We start from the raw sequence: 18,377 nt of genomic DNA on the forward strand, positions 1-18,377 counted from the left end.
CAAATACTACATTATTATTTCATATCTTAGACTCAAATTTATGTAAAACTTACAGCAATTAAGCTGATAAATATCATACGTATGCAACGATGTGGATGGTGTGTAGGCGATACACTTTACGAAGATTATCATGACAATGAATGGGGAGTTCCAGTTTATGATGATGCTACTATTTTTGAGTTTCTAATCCTAGAAACCTTTCAAGCTGGACTTAGTTGGATTACCATTCTAAGAAAGCGTGAGAATTTCCGAAAAGCTTTTGACAATTTTGACTATAAAAAAATTGCGAAGTACAACACCTCTAAATATGATTCTCTTCTTTTAGATGAAGGAATTATTAGAAATAAGTTAAAAATTAAAGCAACTATTTCCAACGCTCAGAATTTTATTAAAATTCAAGAAGAACATGGAAGTTTTAGTAAATATATATGGAGTTTTGTTGATGGGAAACCGATTCAAAACAAAGTTGAAAATTACAAAGAAGCTCCTGCAAATACAGCTATTTCTGATGCTCTGAGTAAAGATTTAAAAAAACGCGGATTTAAATTTGTAGGCTCTACAGTAATGTATGCACATATGCAAGCTACTGGTATGGTTAACGACCATGAAGTTAATTGCTTTAGATATAACCAAGTAAAATCTCCTTGAGAACACCCAAGCAAAACCTAAAATACTAAAAGAGAACTAAAAAGTATTTTGCCACAAAACTCTGGGCATACTCAGAACAATTTATAAAACATTTAAGTATTGATTATTGAGGACAAACTAATTAGATTTCAAAACACTTATAAAAACCTCCCTTGGAATTTCACGAGCGCCAAGGGAATACAAATGATCTGTATATAACTGACAATCTATTAACTTATAATTTTCTTTTTCTAACTTCTGTGCTAAATATATAAACGCAGTTTTGGAGGCATTACTCATTTTTGAAAACATACTTTCACCACAAAATATATGTCCTAAATCTACCCCATAGAGTCCGCCAACCAATTCATTTTCATACCAAACCTCAACAGATTTAGCCACTCCCATCTTATGCAGTTTTATATAAGCGGTAGTCATATCTTCATCAATCCAAGTTCCATCTTGCCCCTTTCTCTCAATTTTAGCACAATTTCTAATAACATCTTCGAAAGCTTTATTATAAGTAATTTTGAAAATCTTCTTCTTCAAAACAGTCTTCATACTTTTAGAAATTTTTATGTGAGAAGGCACTAAAACCATTCTCGGATCTGGACTCCACCACAATATTAAATCTCCTTGATCAAACCATGGAAAAATTCCTTGGTTATACGCCTCAATAAGTCTTTCTGTTGATAAATCTCCCCCTACGGCAACTACTCCATCTACAGAAGCATTTTCTACTGGCGGAAATACTATCTTTTCTGTGAGAAAAAACATTTAATCCTTTGTTTTTAGTTGTAAAATTTAAAAAATATAGTAAAAAAAGTATATTTAACTTGTATATATTGAATTATTATTACATTTTTGATATATGTCATTGTAACCAATTATTTTCATCATTGCTTTTTGAGTTTAATACAATGACGTACCTAAAACCACAATATTAAGTCTCAACAATTTTTGTTGAGACTTTTTTTATATATCACTTATAATTTACACCAAAAAAAAGAGCCCTTAGGACTCCTTTTTTCTTTCTATTTTTTTTATCACACCTTAGATCAAGCCTAAGATGTATTTATATAAAACAAATTAACTCATTGAGCGCAGATTCCTTTAATAAACTCAGGACAGGCTTTAGAGAATTAAACTCACTATGAGATTAAAAAGGAAGATCGTCGTGATCATCTTCTTTAAAATCGTTTGCTGGTTCAAAAGCATCTTCCGGCGGCATTGGTGGCATTTCTGGCGCACCATTTCCTGCTGGCTGTAAATTCTCAATTCTCCAACCTTGGATAGAATTAAAATACTTAGTTTCTCCTTGCGGATTAACCCATTCTCTACCTCTAAGATTAATACTTACCTTTACTTGTTGTCCTACTTGATATGCGTTAAGAATATCGCATTTATCTTGAACAAACTCAATCATAATATGTTGAGGATATTGCTCTTCCGTAGTTACTACCATTTCTCTTTTTCTAAAACCATTGTTTCCAAAAGTTTTAGTCTCATCAATCAACTTTATTTTTCCTTGTACTTCCATGCGTCAAAAATATTAAAATATATTCAATTTATTTAGCCAATAATAGTTTCCATGCAGAAACAACATCATTATTTGCAATCATCTCTTGAGCTTTTGCGTGTATCTGTGCTATATCATCGGCACTTATTAACTCTCTTATTTTTATAGAACTCTCAACAAACTCTTCTATTTCTTCTTTTGAGGGAACTCTTTCTACATTCCCTAAAACACCTAAATCGTTACCTGTTAGCACTTTACTATTTCTAATATCAAAAGGAATATTATCAATCCCAATTCCTATGCTAGCTAAAGGCTTTGGCACCTCAAACATTCCTAAATTAGCACGACTGTACCAATTTCCTCCCATTCTACTTACCAAATCTATTTTGTGCTGATCTATTTGTCCATTTTCATCTAAAACAGCTTCATTTATATGAAGTTTAACTACTTCACAAACAATTAAATTTCCAGCCCCCCCTTCTTCTCCTAGAGCAATAACTTCATTCACTTTACACTCAAATTGTACTGGCGACTCCCCCACTCTAAATGGTTTTATAAGCTCCGACTTTAACATTGTAAGTCCTGCTTTTTCAAACTCATTAACTCCTTTTGGATACTCTGTACTACTTAAAGAAACTTGCTGAACTATATTATAATTTACAATGTTAACAACAACTTCTTTAGTTTCTAATATATTTTCCAAAGTATGCTTTGTAGTATTATCTCGAACCCTTCTATTTGCAGAAAAAATCATAATAGGTGGATTGGAACTATACACATTAAAAAAACTAAAAGGCGATAGATTTACAGCTCCATTAGCATCAATAGTACTAGCAAAAGCAATAGGCCTTGGTCCTACTGCTCCAAGTAGATAACCATGAAGTTTGCCTGTGGATATTTCTTTAGGATCTATAGATAACATACTGTTGTTTTAAACAAAAATAGCTTAAATAAAACGGGGGCAAAAATGTTTTAATACAAAGTAATCCCTCCATTTTTAAATTTTAAAAAGCCCCTAGTTTAGAATTGCGTTGATGGCTAGCGCAGCTAAAACCCTTATCCGCAGAATAGTAACCGAAATCTCTGAGATCAGGAGTGTAGCGACGCAGCGTTACGGTTTTTCGACCTCGTTGTCAAAAAAACCATACATTTTAAACCTTTGTAGGTGAAGCAACAATAAATTTGATGGTTTTACTTTATATTTATACATTGTCAAGTAAAATTCCTCAAAAAAGCCATGAGATATAAGAGGAAATAAATTTTTCGACAAAAGTGTCGGAGCAATAAACCTCGATAAATGAGTAAAAACTTTTCTTCGAATAAATGAAAAAAGCTACCCGTTGGATTCTTATAATGTCCTCATTTGTAATTGTTATTTCTATTTTATGGAATACCTATGTTTTCTTTCAGAAATTTAAAGAAGAAGAGCGTACTAAAATGAAAATTTGGGCGGAAGCATTAGGAGAGTTTTTACAAACTACCGATTTAGACCGCGATTTAGGGAATCTTACCTTAGCTGTTATAAAAAATAACACCAGTACTCCTATGATATATATGGGGAAAAATGGAGAAGTTAGGTCGAATAATCTTCCAGAAGAAAAAGCCAATGATTCTATATATATAAGAAATAAAGTCCGACAATTTGTATCCGAAAATGCTCCTATTGAAGTTACTTTTAGAGCAGAAGAATACGGAACATTATATTACGGAAATTCAGATGTTTTAAACAATTTAAAATATTATCCCATAGCGCTTATTTTAATAATCGTTTTCTTTGGAGGTACTGTTTACTTTTTTTATCAAATTTCTAAAGTAGCAGATCAAAATAAACTCTGGGCTGGAATGGCAAAAGAAACTGCACACCAAATAGGAACTCCGCTCTCTTCTCTTTTAGGATGGGCAGAACTATTAAAGTCTGAAAATGTAAACCCTACCATTACTCAAGAAATAGAAAAAGATATCGATAGACTTTCTACCATTACAGAACGTTTTTCCAAAATAGGCTCTGTACCAAAATTAGAACGCCTAGATGTTATTTCAGAAACAAAAAATACATTTGATTATATCCAAGCCAGAAGTTCTAAATTGGTAGATTTTCATTTCAAAGCTCCAGCTAAAGAAATATACAGTCTTGTTAACCCTCAACTTTATAGTTGGACTATTGAAAACCTCATCATAAACTCTATTGATGCTATGAAAGGAAAGGGGAAATTAGAAATTGAAATTTTTGAAGATAAGAAAACAGTAAAAATAAACGTTATAGACACAGGAAAAGGAATTATGAAAAGTGATTTTTACAAAATATTCGAACCAGGCTATACCACCAAAAAAAGAGGTTGGGGTCTAGGATTATCTCTGGTAAGAAGAATTATTGAAGATTACCATGATGGGAAAGTAAAAGTTTTAAATTCTGTTTTAGGAAAAGGAAGTACTATACAAGTTACTCTTAAGACTGAAGAACCATAAATCAAAATAAACCTACAGTGAAAACTATACAAAAAGAAATTAAGGAAGCCTCATTAACCAATAATTGTCCTGAATGTTTTTCAAACCAAGGGCTCTTACTCACTTTTTACCAAAAACATATTGAGAGTGCTTGGTATATAAATGCTACAAAAGAAATAACCGACAAAATTGTTTGTGGAAATTGTAACACAACTATTTATCCTGTTCGATGGACGGAAGACATTGAAAGAGTAAGAGAGTTTTATGCAAAAACTGTTGAAAACCCAAAAACATACTTTAAACTAACTCGGCTTTCTATTTTTATGATGTTAGCAATTGTTGGAATTGCCATTGCAGTTTTTATATTTCTACGTAGCAATAATAGTATCTAAAAGACTAAACTATAGCAGCACTTACTTTTTCAGCAATTTCTTTAAACTCCTCATCGGATAGCTTTACTTTTTGCTGAAAAGTCATTTCGCTCATAGCATTTAAAGGAATTAAATGAACATGCGTATGCGGAACTTCTAGTCCTACCACAGCAATCCCTACTCTTTTACAATCTATTACTTTTTCAAGTGCTTTGGCTACTTTTCTAGAAAAAGACATTAACCCCATATAAGTCTCTTCATCTAAATCGAAGATTTTATCTGTTTCTTTTTTAGGAATACATAGCGTATGGCCTTTTGCATTAGGATTGATATCCAAAAAGGCGTAAAAATTTTCATCTTCAGCTACTTTATAACTAGGGATATCTCCATTAATAATTTTTGTAAAAATTGTTGCCATACAAGGAAAAAACTTCAGTTTCTATTTAAACTCTAAAATAAAAAAGGTTTGACTAACAGCCAAACCTTTTTTATACTAAACACCGTTTAATTATAACAATGTATCGATTGCTTCATTATATGCTGTTTTAGGAGCAACACCTACTTGTCTTCCTACAACTTCTCCATTTTGAAAAACTAAAACTGTAGGTATATTTCTTACGCCGTATTTAGCTGCAAATTCTTGATTAGCATCAACATCTACTTTTCCAATAACAGCTTTACCTTCGTATTCTTCGGTTAATTGGTCAATAATTGGAGCCACCATTCTACATGGACCACACCAAGCTGCCCAAAAATCTACTAATACTGGTTTGTCACTTTTTAAAACTACTTCATCAAAAGTAGCATCTGTTATCTCTAAAGCCATTTTATTTAATTTTAATGTGTTCTACTTTATTATGCAAATTTAGTCAAATATTTCTCGAATCCTTACAGAGAGCATATATGTTTTTACTATAAAACCATTTGATTTTCTGATAGGAATCTTAAATTTATAAAATAACTATTAATATTATTAACCCGTTGTGCATTTAGAAAAAGTTGTGCAAACTGCTAAAATGCAGTAAATTGTAGTAACCACACTATAATTTATATGCACAACTTTCAAGCAAATTACGACAAAATCCTCAAGGTTTTAAAAGAATTGGATTGTAAAATGGATTATTTACATCAAATCCGTAAACCTAAATTAAGAGATAAAGAGCTTATAGCTATTGATTTAACATCAGAATATATGAGTGTTGATAGTGAATGCCAGCTTTTTCGAATGTTACCTGCTGGTCTATCCAGCAAAATAGAGCGCAGTGTCTACAATAGAAGAAAGCGTAAGTTGTTTTCTTTTAGAGAATCACTTCGCAAGGCATTAGTGAGAAAGTTGAATAAATCTGAGCATTGTTATATTGTTGACAGTATGCCGTTAGAGGTCTGTAAATTATCAAGAAGCGCTAGAAGTAAGATATGTAAAGAACAAAACTACAGTCTGCCCGAAAAAGGATATTGTGCAAGTCAATCAAGCCATTATTATGGATATAAATTACATGCTGTCTGTTCTGCTCAGGGTGTTATCGAAAGTATGGATATTAGTCCAGCCTCTGTGCACGATATTAATTATTTAAAGGATATAAAGCATCAATTAAGTGATTGCATATTACTTGGTGATAAAGGGTATTTGTCGGCTGAATATCAATTGAATTTATTTGAATATCATAATATTAGACTTGAAACCCCTATGAGAACAAACCAGCATAACTATAGGGAGCAGCCGTACGTTTTTAAGAAATCCAGAAAGCGTATTGAAACATTGTTTTCTCAACTTTGCGACCAATTTATGATTCGAAGGAATTATGCTAAATCTTTTGAGGGATTCAAAAACAGAATATTATCTAAGATTACGGCTATGACGGTCATTCAATATATAAACATATTTGAATTCAACAGAAATATCAATAACCTAAAAATCAATATTGCCTAAATGCACAACGGGTATTATTACTATTTTACTATCTTCATAAGATGAAGCACCCCTCTATACTTTTATTTTTTTTAGTTTCGAGTTTCATTATTAAAGCACAAGAACTCAATTCCATAGAAGACAATTTTTTATGGAGCCCCCTATATGTAAAAGCCTCTGCATACAATTCTTTAAAAACGCAAACCGTTGGAAATCCTGCTATAAGTGCATGGGGAGATACTTTACAATCTGGAATGAAAGCAATTGCAATCTCAAGAGATTTACTAAAATTAGGAATTACCCATAATACCCCTATTAAAATTGAAGGTTATGAAGGCATTTATTTTGTAAAAGATAAAATGAATGCACGCTACCGAAAAAAAATTGATATTTATATGGGAATAGAGCTTCAAAAAGCGAGGGATTTTGGAAACAAGAATCTTAAAATCTGGTATGGAATTCCTCAAAAAAATGAAAATTAACGTCTAAAACTAATTTTCTACTAAAATTGACACCTACTTTTTAAATTCCAGAGGAAAAGTTCTATTTTTAGAAATCATTAATCAAAAAATACTATCATGAAGTCTTTAATTTATCTTTTATCATTCTTAATTCTACTAGCTTCCTGCAAAAATGAACCTGAAGGGACTAACGCTTTAACCTTAGGAAAACTTACTCTTGAGGATGCCACCCCCTCTCCAGGAGATTCATTAAATATAAGTTACAATGAAAAAGCAGTAGATAGCATCGAAGCTATGTTCTATTACCTTGTAGATACCAATGCTTATGCAGTTGATATTCATTTAAAAAATGATACTAAAAATACATTAAAAGCAACAATTCAAATTCCTGATTCGGCTGCTGCTATTGCCTTCAATATTAAAAAAAATGAAGAAATAGATAACAACAACAAAGAAGGTTACATTATTCCTTTGCACAATTCTGAAGGACATATTATTGCTGGAAGTAATGCCGCAAAAGCATATTATAGATTAAATTTTGGCGAAAGAAATGAATTGGAGGTAAATAAAGATTCTATTGTTACTGCAATCCAAAAAGATATTACAGAACACCCTGAAATTTCTAAAGAATGGAAGCTTGTTTACCTAGACTTAATGTATAAAGAACGTAAAGAAGAAGGAAAAAAATTAGTAACTAAATACATCGATTCGCTGTCTTCTAAAGAGTCTCTAACAGAAAAAGAGTATCAATCTTTACTAAGAATGTATAATTTAACTGGAAATAAAGAAAAGGCAGATTCTATAAAAACTGCTGCAATTGCTACTTTTCCAAAAAGTAAAATTGCAGAACGAGAATCGCTAATTAAAGTTTATGAAATTAAAGATTTAGATGAAAAAACTAAGGCTTATGCAGATTTTAAGACGAAATTTCCTGAAGCAACTGGTCAAATAAACGATGCTGTACTTAGAACTATTGCATTGGCATATAATAAAGAAGGAGACGTTGCTAAATTTGATGAATACGCTAATCAAATCGATGAAGAATTAAACAAAGCTTCTGTTTATAATAGTGTTGCTTGGGAAAAAGCAGAAGCAAAAAAAGATTTAGATTTTGCTGAAAACCTATCCAAACAATCTCTTGAATTAATTAATTCTCTAAAAGAAGAACCCTCTAATAAGCCGGATTATTTCTCTGAAAGTCAGTTTAAAAACAGACTAGAGGGAACTTATCAAATGTATGCCGATACGTATGGTTTAATTTTATTTCAACAAGGAAAAACAAAAGAAGCTATTGATACTCAAAAAATAGCTGTAGGCGATGGAAAAAGCGTAGATGTAAATAAAAGATATCTAGAGTTTTTAATGACCGATAAACAATACAAAACTTTATTGGAAAAAGGAGAATCTTTTATAAAGTCTGGAAACTCTAATCCTGAAATGTTAGATTATTATGTTACAGCATATAAAGAAGTTAATGGAGAAGAAGGGCTTGAAGCTAAAGTTGCCGAATTAGAAGCTGCTGCACATAATTTATTAGTAGAAAAAATTAAAAGCAATTTAATAAGTGAAGAAGCAGCAGAATTTGCGCTAAAAGACATGGAAGGTAAAGAGGTGAGTCTTTCTTCATTAAAAGGAAAAGTTGTTATTCTTGATTTTTGGGCAACTTGGTGTGGCCCATGTAAAGCCTCTTTTCCAGAGATGCAACAGCTTGTAGAAAAATATAAAGACAATGAAAATGTGGCAATTTTGTTTGTAAATACTTTTGAGAACACTCCTAAAAGAGAAAAAGACATTACCGATTTTATTACTAAAAACAAATATGATTTCCATGTAATTCTCGATGCTCCAATTAAAGACAGTAGAAATTTTGAGGTAGCCGACAGTTATGGAATTAGAGGAATTCCTACAAAAATTATTATTAGTCCAGAGGGAAAAATTAATTATAAATCTGTGGGCTACGAGGGCAACGGAAAGCTCTTAACCGAAATGGAAATTTTAATAGAGCTTATAGAAAAAAGCTAATAAAAATATAGCATATCTATACTTTATAAAACTAAACGATCAACTTTTTCTGAAAAAATCAGCTAAAGTTGATCGTTTAATTATTTTTACAAGCTAGTCCAACCCTTTGAATGGGAAGGATAATAAACTTCTAGTTTAATTTATAAACAACATTTTGAAGGTTCAATTCTTGAAGTAACTCATTAGAGATATTCACTTTTTGTTTTCTGCTTGGCATTGTTAATTTAATTTCATTCTCCATTTCATACACCACAAAATTTAAAGTATGATCTCCTTTATGCATGGAAATTACATCTTTTAAAGTATCAATACGATTATCTTCTAATTCATCAAGTTTTAAATGAATGGTAAGTTTTCGAGCATATTTATCCATTACATCCTGCAATTGTTCCATAGAGTTAAATTGCAATCTAGGATCTCCTCTTTTACCAGTTTCTCTATTTACCCAACCTTCTCTAACAAAGGCTTTGATATAAATAAAAGAGTTTATCATTAAAAAATGGCGGAATTTAAGATATTCTTCTCCAAACATTCTAAATTCATACGTATCTGTATAATCTTCAACGGTAAATAATGCCCATCCTTTTCCATTTTTAGAAACCCTATGTTGCACATCAGAAATAACCCCTGCAAAAGAAACTTCTCGGTTAACAATAGCTTCCAAATCATTAAAAGCTCCGATAGTTCCATTACAGAATACATTAATTTCAGTTTTAAAATCGTCTAATGGGTGTCCGGAAATATAGATTCCAACCACTTCCTTTTCACGTTTTAATTTCTCCATGGTTCCCCAGGTTTCGCATGGTGGAACTTGGGGTTCGGGAATTTGCACATCGCTAGCCTCTCCAAAAAGACTTACTTGCGAGGAGTTTTCGTTTTCCTGAAATTTAGCCCCATACTTCACTGCTTTTTCCAAAAAAGTTATCCCATCTCCTTCTGCATGAAAATATTGCGCCCTATGTGTATCTCCAAACGAATCGAGTCCTCCTGCTAATGCTAAGTTTTCAAATGCTTTTTTATTGGCTGCTCTTAAATCTATCCGTTTTGCCAAATCAAAAATAGACTTATACTTTCCGCCTTCTCTTCCTTCTACAATGGTATTTACAGCACCACGACCAACACCTTTTACTGCGCCCATTCCAAAACGAATAGCACCATCGTTATTAACCGTAAATTTATAGTAAGATTCATTTACATCTGGACCAAGAACTTCAATTCCCATTCGCTTACATTCCTCTAAAAAGAAAGTAACCTGTTTAATATCGTTCATATTATTAGACAGTACAGCTGCCATATATTCCGCAGGATAATTTGCCTTTAAATATGCTGTTTGATACCCAATCCAAGCATAACAGGTAGAATGCGATTTATTAAAAGCATAACTTGCAAATGCCTCCCAATCTTTCCAAACTTTCTCCAGCGTTTCTCTAGAATGCCCTCGAGCCTCTCCTCCATCTAAAAACTTTGGTTTAAGCTGTTCTAGTAATGCAAATATTTTCTTTCCCATTGCCTTACGCAAAACATCGGCTTCCCCCTTTGTAAAACCTGCTAACTTTTGAGAAAGCAACATTACCTGCTCCTGGTAAACCGTAATCCCGTAGGTTTCCTGAAGGTATTCTTCCATGGCATCGAGATCATATTTAATCTCTTCATCTCCATGTTTTCTACGGATAAAACTCGGGATATATTCCAAAGGCCCTGGACGATATAAGGCGTTCATTGCAATTAAATCGGCAAAAACGGTAGGTTTTAAATCCTTCATATGTTTCTGCATTCCGGCAGATTCATATTGGAAAATTCCTACGGTTTCTCCTTTCTGGAACAGCTCGTATGTTTTTTCATCATCTAACGGAAATTCATCTGGATTTAAATCTATCCCGTGCTTATATTTTACCAATTTAACGGTATCCTTAATAAGCGTTAGTGTTTTTAATCCGAGGAAATCCATTTTTAATAATCCCGCATTCTCCACCACGGAATTATCAAATTGCGTAACATATAAATCGGAGTCTTTAGCTATAGAAACAGGAACAAATTTGGTAATATCGTCTGGGGTAATAATAACTCCACACGCATGAATTCCTGTATTTCTAACCGACCCTTCTAAAATTCTTGCTTGGTTTACCGTCAGCGCTTCTAAATCGTCTCCATCTGCTATATTTTTAAGCTCGTTTACTTTATCAATTTCTTCAGCGCGTAAACTCCCTTTTAACTTAGCATCGTCTAAACTAAAAATCTTAGCCAGCTTCATGTTTGGAATTAGCTTAGCTATCCTATCGGCATCGTGTAAAGGTAAATCAAGCACACGTGCTGTATCTCTAATAGAAGACTTAGCAGCCATGGTTCCATAAGTAATAATTTGTGCTACTTGGTTGGCACCATATTTATCTATTACATAATCCATTACACGCCCACGCCCTTCATCATCAAAATCAATATCAATATCTGGTAAGGATACACGATCGGGATTTAAAAACCGCTCAAAAAGTAAATCGTAGTGAATAGGATCGATGTTTGTAATTTCCAAGCAATAGGCCACTGCAGAACCAGCAGCAGAACCCCTCCCCGGACCAACAGAAACATCCATTTTACGAGCTGCTGCAATAAAATCTTGTACAATTAAAAAGTACCCTGGATATCCTGTATTTTCAATAACGCTTAACTCAAAGTCTAATCGTTCCTTAATAGACTCTGTAATTTCTGGATAACGCCTTTTTGCTCCCTCATACGTTAGGTGTCTTAAATATTTATTTTCCCCACGTTTTCCATTATCATCTTTATCCTCTTCAAACTGAAATTCTTCTGGAATATCAAACGCAGGTAATAAAACATCTCTAGCCAGCTCATACGGCTCTACCTTATCTACAACTTCCTGAATATTAAAAATAGCTTCTGGAAGATCTTTAAAAATGGCTTTCATTTCCTCGCCACTCTTAAAGTAATATTCTTGATTTGGCAATCCGTATCGATATCCTCGTCCACGACCAATAGGCGTATCTTTTTTCTCTCCGTCTTTAACACACAATAAAATATCATGTGCATTTGCATTTTCTTTATTTATGTAATAGCAATTGTTTGTTGCTACTAACTTTACTTGATGTTTATTTGCCAACCTTACAAGTTCGCTATTCACCCTATTTTCATCTTCTTGATCGTGGCGCATTATTTCCACATACAAGTCTTCTCCAAACTGCTCTTTCCACCAAAGCAAAGCCTCTTCTGCTTGTACCTCCCCAATATTTAGGAGTTTACTTGGAACTTCTCCATACAAATTTCCAGTAAGTACAATTATATCTTCCTTGTATTTTTCAACAACTTTTCTATCAATTCTTGGCACATAATAAAACCCTTCTGTATAAGCTATAGAAGACATTTTTGCCATATTATGATACCCTCGCTTATTTTTAGCAAGCATCACAATTTGGTAACCATTATCTTTAACAGATTTATCTAAATGATTTTCGCAAACATTTAAAGTACATCCTAAAATAGGTTTTATAATTGTTTCAGAAGGCTCTTCTCCATTTGCAATAGCCTCTTCATTTCTGGCTTTTACTCCTTTATTATGATTTCCAACTTCTTTTACAAAATGAAAAGCCCCCATCATATTTGCCATATCTGTAAGTGCTACCGCTGGCATTTTGGCTTTTGCCGTAGCAGCAACCAAATCTGGAATACTTGAAGTAGCCTGAAGAATAGAAAACTGAGAATAATTATGAAGGTGTGAAAAGTTAACCTCTTCTAACTCTTTTATGTTTTGATGCAGTTCTTCCTTAGAAATTTCTTCTGAAGGCGCTTCTTTCGCAATTTGCTCCCTAATTTTATCAGAAGCTTTTTTCAGATTAATATGCTTTAATCCGATAAGCTCAATTGGCTGCGGATTGGCCTCAGAAAAATCTCTAAAATAGGAAGGTAAAACATCTAATTCTTCCGCAGTAAAAACCTCTTTACGGATAAGTTCTAAAAAGCAACGTGTGGTTGCTTCCACATCTGCTGTGGCATTATGAGCTTCTGCAAAAGGTTCATTAAATAAAAACTCATGAAGCTCCGTTAGTGTGGGAAGTTTAAATTTCCCTCCTCTTCCTCCAGGAATCTTACATAAAGATGCTGTAGTTTCTGTACAGGTATCTAAAACAGGTAACTCGGTTAGATTACTTTCTACTCCCGCACGGTAAAATTCCGCACCCATAATATTTACGTCAAATCCTACATTCTGCCCAACTACATAAGTGGATTTTGATAAAGCTTTCTGAAACTTTTCTAATACTTCATCCAATGGAAGCCCTTCCTGTTCGGCTAATTCTGTAGATATTCCATGTATCTTTTCAGCATCAAAAGGAATATTAAACCCTTCTGGCTTGATTAAATAATCCTGATGTTCTACAAGATTCCCCATATCGTCATGCAATTGCCATGCAATTTGAATTGCTCTTGGCCAATTATCAACATCGGTTATGGGAGCATCCCAACGTTTCGGTAATCCGGTAGTTTCTGTATCAAAAATCAGGTACATAAAATTGCTATCTCTTTAAGATTGAGGTAATTAGTTGTAAGCCAACTGAAAGCTTAAAATTAAGGATATTTTTGAGAGTAAAAAGCATAAATTATCAGGAGTTATCAACTACCTCGGGCAAGCCCACAAGGTATCCAAAGGAAATAAATTTAATTCATTTCGACCCAGAGCCCATCGGTAAACTTAGCACAGGCTCTGGGGAATTAAACCCTCAATGAGGGATTAAAACAAAAAAGGCTGCTTATTTCTAAGCAACCTTTTTCAATTAATTCTATAATTAATCAACTACCTCGAGGCAAGCCCACAAGGTATTCAAAGTAAAATAATTTAATCCATTTCAATGCAGAGCCCTTCGGTAAACTCAGCACAGGCTCTGGGGAATTAAACCCTCAATGAGGAATTAAGATACAATGTGCTCATAACGTTTTGCATTGTTTACAGAGTTCTTAATCGCATTTCGCTGCCTCGTAATCATTGCTTTTGTAGATTCTGGCAAGGATGTTTCTTCTAGAATTTCATTATAATCTTCCAAACTTGCCTCCTCTCCTCTTTGTACTTCTTCTAAAATTGCCTCTTCATCATTACTAGATAAAGCCGATTTTATATTCATCCAAGTACGGTGCATATCTCCTGTTATACTCCCCGAATCTATAGGCTTTTCTCCAAAAGAAATGATCTCTCTTTTCAACTCATCAGCAAATTTTTCTCGTTCTGCCGCTTTACTTTTAAAATAAGTTTTAAGATTTGTATTATCTACATGCTCACTAGAATTTACAAAACCCTTTTGCGCATCATAATTCTTTTCTAATAATTCATTTATTTTTTTGGCAACATCTTCTGTGTAACTCATAATTCAATTTTTAAATGGTTAATAATCTATTTCTCCCCTTAATTTACTAAACCATTCTTCCAAACCAAAGGAAAAAGGGGTGGTTTAGGTATTATTTAACCTTAAATCTTAAAGGAATTATAATACTTTATATGTAAACAAATTCTTTATTTACAAAGCGAATTGCTTCGATTCATTATAAAAATTGTTACCTATTGAGGTTTCTAAAAAAAATAGAAAAATTTCATCAGAATAATTTAAGGGTTTAATTATCTTTGTGCCTACATTAAAAAAATATATTGATGTCAATTTCAGATTTATATTCTTCAGGTTTTAGAGATAGAAACCGCGATCATTTTGCAGCTATTGTTAGAGTTGCCTTATCTGATGGCGAAATGTCTCCTGAAGAAAAAGCATTTTTAGACCGTTTAGCAAATAATTTAGATATTTCTCCTGAGCTATATGAGAGTATTCTAGAAAATCCGTCTGCATTTCCAGTAAATCCACCTTCGTTGTACAACGCAAGATTGGAAAGACTATATGATATTGGGCGTATGATTTTTTCCGACCATATCGAAGATGAAGATGAAATGCGAATTATGAGAAGATTGGGTATTGGTTTAGGTTTTAATCCTGCTAACGTAGATTTTATCAATAAAAAAGCGATGGATCTTATCCACGAAGGAGTAGATTTAGATACTTTTATTGAAGAAATTAAGCACATGAACCGCTAAGGGTTTATCGATAAAAAGTCAAAAGGCAGTACTTGAAAAAGTGCTGCCTTTTTGGTTATTTATAATTTTCAATAAACTCCTCCGCTTTTTCTACCATTTTTTTACTTCCACAGTAAAAAGGAACTCTTTGGTGTAACTCTGTGGGTTTTATATCTAAAATAGCTCTAGTTCCATCACTGGCTTTTCCACCTGCTTGTTCTGCTAAATATGCTATTGGATTACATTCGTACAACAACCGTAATTTCCCATTCATAGCTTTACTACTTTCTGGATATAAAAAAATCCCTCCTTTAATCATATTTCTATGAAAATCTGATACCAAAGAACCTATATAACGGGAGGTATAAGGACGGTCTTCTTCTTCCATTTGGCAATATTTAATATACTTTTTTACACCTTCTGGAAAGTGCACATAATTTCCTTCATTTACAGAATAAATGCTACCATTTTCTGGATATTGCATATTTGGATGCGACAAATAAAATGTCCCGATAGCAGGATTTAATGTAAATCCATTTACTCCATATCCTGTAGTATAAACCAACATTGTAGAAGTCCCATAAACTACATATCCAGCAGCTACTTGATCTCTCCCTGGCTGTAAGAAATCGTCAATAGTAACAGGAGTTCCAATAGGAGTTACCCTTCTATAAATCGAAAAAATAGTTCCTACAGAAACATTTACATCTATATTACTAGAGCCGTCCAAAGGATCAAATAACACTACATATTTATTCTGATTGTTGTTATCATGACTGTTTATGGCAACAAAATCGTCCTCTTCTTCTGAGGCTATTCCGCAAACAATCTCTCTGTTTGTTAATGATTGAATAAACTTTTCGTTTGCTAAAACATCTAGTTTTTGTTGATCTTCGCCTTGCGCATTTATATCGCCGCTTGATCCTAAAACATCTACTAAACCTGCTTTATTAACTTCGTGGTTTACAACTTTAGCTGCTAAACGAATGGCGTTGATTAATTTTGATAACTCTCCTGTTGAATACGGAAAAGCACGCTGATTTTCAATAATAAACTCGCCCAGCGTTTTGTTTTTCTTGGTCATAACGGTTTTTGTGTTTTTACGCTCACAAATATCGTCATTTTTGTGAAACTACAACGTTTTCGTTAAATTTCATTTTTATATATTTATAACTATAAGTTATATTTGTAACAGATATGGAGTATAGAATTAGACTAGCAGAAGAAAAAGATATGAGCCAAGTTCTCGAACTTATTCAAGAACTGGCGGATTTCGAGAAAGAACCTGAAGCTGTGGAAGTTTCTGTGGAAGATTTAGTAAATGATGGATTTGGAGAGAATCCACTTTTTAAATGCTTCGTGGGTGAAGTAAATAACAAAATTGAAGGAATGGCACTTTTTTATAACCGCTATTCTACTTGGAAAGGAAAAACAATTCATCTTGAAGATTTAGTAGTTAGAAAAAGTTCGAGAGGAACAGGCTTAGGAAGTGCCCTTTTTGCCGAAGTAATTAAATATGGTCATAATCTTGGCGTAAAAAGAATAGAATGGGTAGTACTTGATTGGAATACTCCCGCAGTAAAATTTTATGAAAAGAATGGCGCCAATATCCTAAGAGATTGGGATACCGTACAATTAGACGAACAAGGAATTAAGAATTTTATAGCAAATACAAATTCATGAGAATTTTTAAATTTGGAGGAGCATCTGTAAAAGATGCAGAAGGGATAAAAAACGTAGTTAATGTATTACAAACCGTAGGGCACGAAAACACTTTATTAGTGGTTTCGGCTATGGGCAAAACAACCAACGCCATGGAGGTTGTGGTTAAAAATTATTTTGAAGACAAATCAAAACTTAATGCTTCATTCCAAGAAATTATTGATTACCACAATGATATTTTAATAGCGTTATTTGAAAACGAAAAACACCCTGTATTTCAAAAAGTTAAAGGCTTGATTGAGCAAGTTCAAGGATTTTTAGCATGGAATAAATCTCCAAAATATTCTTTTGTTTACGACCAAGTTGTAGGCTACGGAGAACTTATTTCTACAACTATTTTAAGTACTTATTTCTCTGAAGTAGGTATTAAAAATAAATGGTTAGACGTAAGAGATTACATCAAAACTGACGATAGTTATAGAGAAGGTTCTGTAAATTGGGATGCTACGCAAAAAAATATAGCTGAAAACATAGACCAAAGTTGCCTCAACATAACACAAGGTTTTCTAGGAAGCGATGATAATAACTTTACAACCACCCTTGGAAGAGAAGGGTCCGATTATACCGCCGCTATATTTGCATATTGCCTAAATGCAGCATCTGTAACTATATGGAAAGATGTGCCTGGAGTTTTAAATGCCGATCCTAGGTACTTTGAAAACCCAGAACTTTTAAACAGAATATCCTATAGAGAAGCTATTGAGCTTGCATTTTATGGCGCTTCTGTAATCCATCCTAAAACATTGCAACCGCTTCAAAGAAAGGAGATTCCACTTCATGTTAAATCCTTTATAAATCCTAAAGAAGATGGAACAGTAGTAATGAAAGGTAAAGGAATTACACCAAATGTTCCCTGCTTTATAGTGAAGAAAAATCAGATTTTAATGAAACTTTCTTCTTTAGACTTCTCTTTTATTGTTGAAGAAAATATTAGTGAGATTTTCAAACTTTTTAGTGATAATAGAATGAAAGTTGACTTAATTCAGAACTCCGCCATCAGTTTTTCTGTTTGTGTTGAAAATAAATTCAACAAATTAGATGACCTTTTAAAAATACTAAAATCTAAATTTAAAGTAACACATTACGAAGACGTATCGCTCTATACCATAAGACATTTCAATGAAAAAGCAATTGCTTCTTTACAGAATGGAAAGGAAGTTTTACTTGAGCAACGTACGCAAGAAACAGTTCAGTTGGTTGTAAAATAAATCTAGAGCTCACTTTCTTTTTCTATATTTGTATTGAT

Annotated in this window: 17 protein-coding genes; 9 read left to right on the plus strand and 8 right to left on the minus strand. The window is 33.1% G+C overall.

What is annotated here, in order from left to right; all coding sequences use genetic code 11:
• The first annotated feature begins 81 nt into the window (after positions 1-81).
• Entirely contained in the window at positions 82-648 is a 567-nt protein-coding gene (locus JOOMADRAFT_RS01465; protein WP_008610862.1) for a DNA-3-methyladenine glycosylase I, read from the plus strand.
• 117 nt (positions 649-765) lie between these two features.
• Here JOOMADRAFT_RS01465 and aat read toward each other — a convergent pair whose 3' ends face one another.
• The 3 genes from aat to JOOMADRAFT_RS01480 all read right to left on the minus strand — a co-directional run bounded on the left by aat (position 766) and on the right by JOOMADRAFT_RS01480 (position 3,068).
• Positions 766-1,404 carry a leucyl/phenylalanyl-tRNA--protein transferase gene (gene aat / locus JOOMADRAFT_RS01470; RefSeq protein WP_008610863.1) on the minus strand — a complete coding sequence of 213 codons (639 nt, stop codon included), beginning with the start codon at positions 1,402-1,404 and terminating at the stop codon, positions 766-768.
• Between the two features lie 382 nt (positions 1,405-1,786).
• The gene (locus JOOMADRAFT_RS01475) at positions 1,787-2,167 is read right to left on the minus strand and encodes a DUF3127 domain-containing protein (RefSeq protein WP_008610864.1); all 381 of its coding nucleotides are present in this window, start codon (positions 2,165-2,167) and stop codon (positions 1,787-1,789) included.
• 28 nt (positions 2,168-2,195) lie between these two features.
• Positions 2,196-3,068 carry a flavin reductase family protein gene (locus tag JOOMADRAFT_RS01480; protein WP_008610865.1) on the minus strand — a complete coding sequence of 291 codons (873 nt, stop codon included), beginning with the start codon at positions 3,066-3,068 and terminating at the stop codon, positions 2,196-2,198.
• Between the two features lie 401 nt (positions 3,069-3,469).
• Between JOOMADRAFT_RS01480 and JOOMADRAFT_RS01485 the strand changes: the two genes are divergently transcribed.
• Both JOOMADRAFT_RS01485 and JOOMADRAFT_RS01490 read left to right on the plus strand, forming a co-directional pair.
• Positions 3,470-4,612 carry a sensor histidine kinase gene (locus JOOMADRAFT_RS01485; protein WP_008610866.1) on the plus strand — a complete coding sequence of 381 codons (1,143 nt, stop codon included), beginning with the start codon at positions 3,470-3,472 and terminating at the stop codon, positions 4,610-4,612.
• Positions 4,613-4,629: 17 nt separating this feature from the next.
• Positions 4,630-4,983, plus strand: a complete 354-nt coding sequence (locus JOOMADRAFT_RS01490) for a hypothetical protein (RefSeq protein WP_008610867.1) — start codon at positions 4,630-4,632, stop codon at positions 4,981-4,983.
• Between the two features lie 4 nt (positions 4,984-4,987).
• On the opposite strand, the gene JOOMADRAFT_RS01495 is transcribed toward JOOMADRAFT_RS01490, so the two are convergent.
• Positions 4,988-5,380, minus strand: a complete 393-nt coding sequence (locus JOOMADRAFT_RS01495) for an HIT family protein (protein WP_008610868.1) — start codon at positions 5,378-5,380, stop codon at positions 4,988-4,990.
• Positions 5,381-5,470: 90 nt separating this feature from the next.
• Positions 5,471-5,788 (minus strand): thioredoxin, encoded by a 318-nt coding sequence (gene trxA, locus JOOMADRAFT_RS01500; protein ID WP_008610870.1) that lies wholly within the window; start codon positions 5,786-5,788, stop codon positions 5,471-5,473.
• 225 nt (positions 5,789-6,013) lie between these two features.
• Here trxA and JOOMADRAFT_RS01505 point away from each other — a divergent pair, with 225 nt between their 5' ends.
• From JOOMADRAFT_RS01505 to JOOMADRAFT_RS19600, 3 genes are all read left to right on the plus strand, one after another.
• Positions 6,014-6,892: an IS982 family transposase gene (locus JOOMADRAFT_RS01505; protein WP_008610872.1), complete on the plus strand. Its 879-nt coding sequence runs from the start codon at positions 6,014-6,016 to the stop codon at positions 6,890-6,892.
• A gap of 41 nt (positions 6,893-6,933) precedes the next feature.
• Complete coding sequence (locus tag JOOMADRAFT_RS01510) at positions 6,934-7,353, plus strand: 3D domain-containing protein (protein WP_008610873.1); 420 nt, start codon at positions 6,934-6,936, stop codon at positions 7,351-7,353.
• Positions 7,354-7,449: 96 nt separating this feature from the next.
• Positions 7,450-9,354, plus strand: coding sequence for a TlpA family protein disulfide reductase (locus JOOMADRAFT_RS19600; protein ID WP_008610876.1), 1,905 nt, complete (start codon positions 7,450-7,452; stop codon positions 9,352-9,354).
• Positions 9,355-9,484: 130 nt separating this feature from the next.
• On the opposite strand, the gene dnaE is transcribed toward JOOMADRAFT_RS19600, so the two are convergent.
• The gene (dnaE, locus tag JOOMADRAFT_RS01520; protein ID WP_008610877.1) at positions 9,485-13,867 is read right to left on the minus strand and encodes a DNA polymerase III subunit alpha; all 4,383 of its coding nucleotides are present in this window, start codon (positions 13,865-13,867) and stop codon (positions 9,485-9,487) included.
• Positions 13,868-14,267: 400 nt separating this feature from the next.
• Positions 14,268-14,717, minus strand: coding sequence for a ferritin-like domain-containing protein (locus tag JOOMADRAFT_RS01525; RefSeq protein ID WP_008610878.1), 450 nt, complete (start codon positions 14,715-14,717; stop codon positions 14,268-14,270).
• 281 nt (positions 14,718-14,998) lie between these two features.
• Here JOOMADRAFT_RS01525 and JOOMADRAFT_RS01530 point away from each other — a divergent pair, with 281 nt between their 5' ends.
• The gene (locus tag JOOMADRAFT_RS01530; protein WP_008610879.1) at positions 14,999-15,430 is read left to right on the plus strand and encodes a TerB family tellurite resistance protein; all 432 of its coding nucleotides are present in this window, start codon (positions 14,999-15,001) and stop codon (positions 15,428-15,430) included.
• A 55-nt stretch (positions 15,431-15,485) separates the two neighbouring features.
• On the opposite strand, the gene fbp is transcribed toward JOOMADRAFT_RS01530, so the two are convergent.
• Entirely contained in the window at positions 15,486-16,493 is a 1,008-nt protein-coding gene (gene fbp / locus JOOMADRAFT_RS01535) for a class 1 fructose-bisphosphatase (RefSeq protein WP_008610880.1), read from the minus strand.
• A 113-nt stretch (positions 16,494-16,606) separates the two neighbouring features.
• Between fbp and JOOMADRAFT_RS01540 the strand changes: the two genes are divergently transcribed.
• Positions 16,607-17,092 (plus strand): GNAT family N-acetyltransferase, encoded by a 486-nt coding sequence (locus JOOMADRAFT_RS01540; protein ID WP_008610881.1) that lies wholly within the window; start codon positions 16,607-16,609, stop codon positions 17,090-17,092.
• Positions 17,089-18,339 carry an aspartate kinase gene (locus JOOMADRAFT_RS01545; RefSeq protein ID WP_008610885.1) on the plus strand — a complete coding sequence of 417 codons (1,251 nt, stop codon included), beginning with the start codon at positions 17,089-17,091 and terminating at the stop codon, positions 18,337-18,339. The genes JOOMADRAFT_RS01540 and JOOMADRAFT_RS01545 overlap by 4 nt, the downstream gene beginning before the upstream one ends.
• Positions 18,340-18,377 lie beyond the last annotated feature (38 nt).

The sequence above is a fragment of the Galbibacter orientalis DSM 19592 genome (genome assembly GCF_000260115.1).
GTDB lineage: Bacteria > Bacteroidota > Bacteroidia > Flavobacteriales > Flavobacteriaceae > Galbibacter > Galbibacter orientalis.